Annotated in this window: 5 protein-coding genes; 2 read left to right on the forward strand and 3 right to left on the reverse strand. The window is 66.8% G+C overall.

Features of this window, described 5'->3' with window-relative positions; genetic code table 11:
* Both VFG33_RS24725 and VFG33_RS24730 read right to left on the reverse strand, forming a co-directional pair.
* On the reverse strand, positions 1-191 hold a 191-nt coding region (locus tag VFG33_RS24725), incomplete at its 3' end, for an ATP-dependent Clp protease proteolytic subunit (RefSeq protein WP_325055333.1).
* 71 nt (positions 192-262) lie between these two features.
* The gene (locus VFG33_RS24730) at positions 263-2,443 is read right to left on the reverse strand and encodes an acyltransferase family protein (protein WP_325055334.1); all 2,181 of its coding nucleotides are present in this window, start codon (positions 2,441-2,443) and stop codon (positions 263-265) included.
* 336 nt (positions 2,444-2,779) lie between these two features.
* On the opposite strand from VFG33_RS24730, the gene pcrA reads away from it, so the two are divergent.
* A complete protein-coding gene (gene pcrA / locus VFG33_RS24735; protein ID WP_325055335.1) occupies positions 2,780-5,104 on the forward strand; it encodes a DNA helicase PcrA in 2,325 nt (774 codons plus the stop codon).
* Positions 5,105-5,179: 75 nt separating this feature from the next.
* Positions 5,180-5,740, forward strand: a complete 561-nt coding sequence (locus VFG33_RS24740; protein WP_325055336.1) for a hypothetical protein — start codon at positions 5,180-5,182, stop codon at positions 5,738-5,740.
* On the opposite strand, the gene VFG33_RS24745 is transcribed toward VFG33_RS24740, so the two are convergent.
* Positions 5,737-6,480, reverse strand: a 744-nt coding sequence (locus tag VFG33_RS24745) for a lanthionine synthetase LanC family protein (protein ID WP_325055337.1), incomplete at its 5' end; no start/stop codon positions are given. The genes VFG33_RS24740 and VFG33_RS24745 overlap by 4 nt on opposite strands.

Below are 6,480 nucleotides of genomic sequence, written 5' to 3' on the forward strand. Positions count from 1 at the left end.
GAGCCCCCGAGCGAGTGGATCCACAACGCGATATCGGTGTCGGCATCCTCAGCCGCCAGGGTCAGGATCTGAGTCGCCAGCAACGTCCCGTTGTCATCATTCAGCTGACCGTCCAGTACGACGATCCGCTGCCGGAACAACTGCTGCCGCGACTGCTCGTTGAACAGCACAACCTTGCTCTCATCGGACATGTCCCCACGATGTCCGACCCCGACCCCTCAACCCCAGGCTTTCTGCTCGTAGCAGGTCTGCTCACAGCCGATCAGAGGCCGAGGCGCTGGAGGAGGTGGTTGCCGATCGCCGCGGAGTAGGTGCGGGTGACGTGGTTGGTGTCGCGGTAGACGATGAGGTTGCCCACGACCAGCGGGCAGGTGCCCTTCTCGCAGAACCACGGGATGACGTCGATCCACCGCGCTCCGGTGGCAGCGGCCGCCTTCTTCCAGGCCTGGTTGCGTTCACCGATGAGCGGGTCGAGTGGTGCCGCGCAGCTGGCCATGGTCGCCCGCCGACCGCTCAGACAGTCTGAGGGCTCCTTGTGCAGGGTGGGAGTTCCGCTGATGACATCCACCCGGGGTGACAACTGCCGCAGGCGCTTGAGTGCGCTCTTCGCCCCGGCGGCGAAGAGGGGTCCGGACTCTTCGTTCAGAATCGCTCGTCCGGAGTCCGCGTCGGCGAGCGTCATGCTCAGGAAGCCGGAGATGATGATCCGGTTCGGCTTGATCTTCGCCATCTGCTGGTAGGCCCACACACGCCAGGTGTCGCACTCGGTGTAGACGCGCGCCTTCTCCGGACGCCACTCGGTCACGTCCACCGGGAGGCAGCCCGCCTTCGTGATCGGGATGATCTTCCACCCGCGGGTCCCGGCTGCCTGCAGCAGTGGTCCGAGCCACATACCCATATGGGAGTCGCCGAAGACCACGATCGTCCGCTTCGCCTTGACGTTCCCCAGCGCACAGATCTCGTGCGCCGTCTCGTCCTGGTCCGCGCCGCATTTCGCCGGCGCCCTGGACACGTCGTCGATGAGGCCTTCGAGCGACGGCCCCAGACCAGCCGGAAGCGGTGCACCGGCTCGGGCCTGTCCAGCCGCAGTACGGACCGCCTCGAGGAGTGTGGGAGCCTTCGGCTTCTCCTTGGCTGGGCGATGTCCGGGCTTGGCGGATGGCGGGGCGAAAGGAATGACGGCGGATGCCGCGGCGGGCGCGGCAGGCGTTTGTCCGTACTGTTGCTGCACCACAATCACCGCAGCGACAAGGACTGCAGCGGTCGCCGGCCACATCGCCAGTGCGGTCAACCGATGCTTGGACAGGAGCCTCGCTCGCTGCACCGGACGCTCGACGAACCAGTAGCTGAGTGCGGAGACCGCGATCGCTCCTGCTATCAACGCAACCCGCTCGCGCAACTGCAGCTCTCGCTCCAGATAGACGACGGGGAGCACGAGGATCGGCCAGTGCCAGAGGTAGAGCGAGTACGAGATGTCGCCGATCCACCGTAGCGGTTGGCGATCCAGTACTACGGATGCGCCGTACCGGGGTCCTTCGATGCCTCCGGCAATGATCAGTATGGTGCCGAGTACGGGTAGCAGAGCGTGATAGCCGGGGAACGGTGTTGCCGCGGAGTACGTGGCCGCGGCGGTCGCGACAGCGGCGAGTCCGATCCAGGAGGCAGCGAGTCTCCCCGGCCTCGGCAAACCGGAGACCCAGGTGGTCCCGAGCGCGAGCAATGCTCCGGCGCCGAGCTCCCAGGCGCGCGCGGGGGTCGAGTAGTAGGTGGCGGTGGGATCTTGCCCGGTCTGCCAGATCGACCAGGCGAGAGACAGGAGGCACAGCGCAGCAATCGTGAGCGTCAGGGCGCGCAGCCGACCTTCCGATGAACGCTCGGCACTACGATGCGCGCCGACCTTGCGCCGGGTGAACAGCACCAGTGCGATCAACGGCGGCCAGACCAGATAGAACTGCTCCTCCACCGCAAGCGACCAGAAATGCTGCACCGGCGAGACGAACGTGGTGGCGTCGAAGTAGTTCGATCCGGCCAGCGACGAGTGGATGTTCGCGGCGAAGAGCGACGCCCACGTGATGTGCGTCGTCACCTCGTTGATCCGCAGGTATCCATAGAGCTGACTGGACACGATCATGATCGCCACGAGCGCGACCGACGCCGCGGGAAGAATCCGCCGAGCCCGGCGGGCGTAGAAGCTAGCGATCGACACCCGCCCGGTACGCCGTACTTCGCGAACGAGGATTCCGGTGATCAGAAACCCGGAGATGACGAAGAACACGTCGACCCCGAGATACCCGCCTTCCAGGCCCGGAACCCCCGCATGATCGAGCACGACCAGCAGAACAGCCACCGCCCGCAGCCCCTGGATATCCCCACGACGCCCCCGCCGAGCCCCAGGATCCTGCGAGTCCGGCGCCGTTGGCTCCAGTTCGCGATCAACCCTCACACCTACTCGATGGCTCCAGGAGAAGGAAAGGTTGCGAAGTGTCCCCTCCGCCGAGTTGTCACTGCGACTGTGGCTCTACTTCGCCCCGCTCACGTGCGGCGACCCGGGTGCGGTATCCCGGCGGACAAGCTGTCAACACACCCGTCCACGAAATGACGACCATGCAGCAGCCGTCCGGCGTGCGATCGACGTCAGGCCATGGGCATGGGGAACACCGGTCAGCGGTGGAGCGCGACGGAAGGAGCGGGGAGCTTGGGGTGTGTGGGAGCCGCGACGGAGGAGCCGGGTGGGGACGCGTACGCGGACTGTCCGTGGGAGCGCCTAGGCTGGGTTCTGATGACGACGCTCTTTTCTCCAGACGAACTGCCGGTGCCGCTCGAGGAGCCCAAGAAGCATCGGGCCGACCCTGAGGCGCTGCTTGAGGGGCTTAACCCGCAGCAGCGGGCTGCTGTCGTGCATGCGGGGAAGCCGCTGCTGGTGGTCGCTGGTGCTGGGTCGGGTAAGACGCGGGTGCTGACGCGCAGGATCGCCTACCTGTTGGCGGCCAGAGATGCGCATCCGGGGTCGATTCTGGCGATCACGTTCACCAACAAGGCTGCCGCGGAGATGCGGGAGCGGGTGGTGGAGCTGGTCGGGCCTCGGGCGAAGTTGATGTGGGTTTCGACGTTCCACTCGTCGTGTGTGCGGATCCTGCGGCGGGACATCAAGCGGTTCGGGATCAGTTCGACGTTCTCGATCTATGACGCCACCGACTCGCGGCGGCTGATGACGCTGGTGTGCCGGGAGCTGGACCTGGACGTGAAGCGGTACAACCCGCGCGCGATCCTGAACTGGATCAGCACCCAGAAGAACGAGCTGATCGACCACGAGACGGCCGCGGCGAAGACCTCGAACCATCTCGAGGAGACGTACGCCGAGTGCTACCGGATCTACCAGGAGCGGCTGGCGCAGGCGAACGCGCTGGACTTCGACGATCTGCTGATGACCACGGTCAACCTGCTGCAGGCGTTTCCCGAGGTCAGGGAGTACTACCGCAGAAGATTCCGTCACGTCCTCGTCGACGAATACCAGGACACCAACCACGCGCAGTACACGCTGATCCGTGAGCTCTGCGCCGACATCGAGCCAGGGCCGAACGACGGACCGGTGAGTCCGCCGGCCGAGCTGATGGTGGTCGGCGACGCGGACCAGTCGATCTATGCCTTCCGGGGCGCGACAATCCGCAACATCCTCGCGTTCGAGGAAGACTTCACCAACGCCGAGACGATCCTGCTGGAGCAGAACTACCGCTCCACCCAGACGATCCTGTCGGCCGCGAACGCGGTGATCAGCCGCAACGAGGGCCGCAAGGCGAAGAACCTGTGGTCGGATTCCGGCCAGGGCGAGCAGATCGCGGTGTATGTCGCGGACAACGAGCACGACGAGGCCCAGTTCGTCGCGGACGAGATCGACCGGCTGACGGATGCCGACGGTGTGAAACCCTCGGACGTGGCGGTGTTCTACCGGACGAATGCCCAGTCCCGGGTCTTTGAAGAGGTCTTCATCCGCACGGGTCATCCGTACAAGGTGGTCGGCGGCGTCCGGTTCTACGAGCGGATGGAGGTCCGCGACGCGCTCGCCTACCTCCGCGTGCTGGTGAACCCCGAGGACCTGGTCTCGCTCCGGCGGATCATCAACGTGCCCAAGCGGGGCATCGGCGACCGCGCCGAGGCCGCGATCGAGGCGCTCGCCCAGCGCGACCGCATTCCGTTCTCCGCAGCCCTCAGACGAGCCCAGGACGCTCCGGCGATGGCGAGCCGCTCCGTCAACGCCGTCCAGGCGTTCGTCGACATCCTCGACGAGCTCACCGCGATGGTCGACTCCGGCGCCCCGCCGGACGACATCCTGGACGTCGCGCTGCACCGCAGCGGGTACTACGAGGAACTGCAGAAGTCGACGGATCCCCAGGACGAGACCCGGCTGGAGAACCTCGACGAGTTCATCTCGGTCGCCCGCGAGTTCGTCGAGGAGCGCACGGCCGCGGCGGAACCGGCCGATCTGCAGGCCTTCCTCGAGCGAGTCGCCCTGGTCGCCGACGCGGACCAGATCCCCGACGCCGCCGATGACGGGGGCGTCGTCACGCTGATGACGTTGCACACCGCCAAGGGACTGGAGTTCCCGGTGGTGTTTCTGACCGGCATGGAGGACGGCGTCTTCCCGCACTCACGCTCGCTGAGCGACATGAAGGAGCTCGAGGAGGAGCGTCGGCTCGCGTACGTCGGAATCACCCGGGCCCGGCAGCGGCTCGCAATCTCCCGGGCTGCAGTGCGCAGCGCGTTCGGTGCTCCGCAGCACAACCCGCCTTCCAGGTTCCTCGAGGAGATCCCGGCGGAACTACTTGACTGGCGCCGGGACGAATCGGCGATCACCCGCTGGTCCGGCACCGGGACGTCCGCGGGCGCCAGTGGAGTCACGACCCGTTGGGAGCCGGCCCGCCGTACGGCGTCCGACAAGCCCGTGATCAGCCTGAACCCGGGCGACCGGGTGGTCCACGACAGCTTCGGGATGGGGACCGTCGTGGTGGTCCGGGGCGAGGGGCAACAGGCTCAGGCGGACATCGACTTCGGCTCCGAAGGGGTCAAACGGCTGCTGCTCCGGTATGCGCCGGTGGAGAAGATCTGACCGTTCACGTTGCATACCAGTGACACCGTGAGTCACTCTGAGGACTCGGCCCTCCCCGGACGACAGGTCCCGCCCATGCCCAAGGCACCAGACAGCGACCGCCGGATCATCCTGGCGGGGGCCAATCCTGGGCTGCGACTGTTCGACCCGGACGGCCGCGTCACGGCGTACGCGTCGATCTGGATGGTGGACTGGTCGATCCGCGGCTCCGGTACGGCGGTGGTGCTGTGGTTCGACGGGATCGTCCGGGTGGTCTCCGAGGACGTGGATCTCGCCGCCTGGCTGGAGCGGTACTTCGTGCGCTCGTTCCTGGAGGTCCAGGGCCTGCCGTGGCACGAGCCGGCGGTCGAACGCGATCTGGTCCAGGTCTCGATGAACCTCGCCGACGGGTTGAGTGCCAAGGCGGCCGACATCCAGATCGAGATGGGCGGCGTACTGGACCGGCGCTTGTTTGCCACCGACAACTTTCAGCTCTCCGGCGGGATGCACAGCCTCAGCCTGGTGATCGCCCCGGTCCGCTCCGCCACGGTGTCGATCGGCGGCGCGAGCGTCCCTGGTTTCGTCCAGGTCGACGGCTCCCACGACCGCCCGGGTTCCTCAGCCTTCCTCACCACTGCTGAGGTCTGGCGCCGCTAGCCCGTACTACGGACCGTCCACCACGTGTCCATCCTCGGAACTGGTTCAGCCGCCGGCCCCTGGCTCACGGCCCGACTGGCATGGAAGAGGAACGTCGCCATCCCCGCGGCACCCTGCATCCAGCCAACTCCAGGCGGCAGCAGCGGCTCCTCCGCACGGTGCTCGGTGAACCGCCAGTAGGCCCGCGACTCCTCCCGAACGGCCCGCTCTACCAGCGCATCGGCCAGGTGAAGCGCAAAGTCCAGCTCCGGCTGAGAACCCGACCGATGCCAGGAATCCAGGAAGATCTCGCCCACCCCGGCAGTGCCGCAACACCGCCCATCGTTGTCCCAGAACCCGGGCCGCAACCGCTCTGGCAGCCCTGACGTCCGCACACTGTGCAAGCACCGCCCGTGCCACGTCAGCGGCGTCTCACCCGCGACCTCCTTCACTCCCGCGTACTCCAGCGCCCGGAAGAGCAACGAGGTCCCGGAGGCCCCGTGACACCAGGTGAAGGTGAACTCCTCCTCGTCGTTGACCCCGACCGGGAGATAGCGCGGTACGACGAAACCCTCGCCGTCCGTCACCCCGAGCGACACCAACTGCTCCGCCCCACGACAGGCAGCGGCGATCAGGTCCTGCCGACCGAACTCAGCCCCGGCCAAGGCCAGCGCGGTCGCGATCCCAGCGACACCATGCGAGAGGTTGGGCATCTGGGTCCCGGCCTCCTCGCGGAACCGGCGCGGCACGAACGGCCAGTC

The sequence above is a fragment of the Kribbella sp. genome (assembly GCF_035687465.1).
Lineage (GTDB): Bacteria > Actinomycetota > Actinomycetes > Propionibacteriales > Kribbellaceae > Kribbella.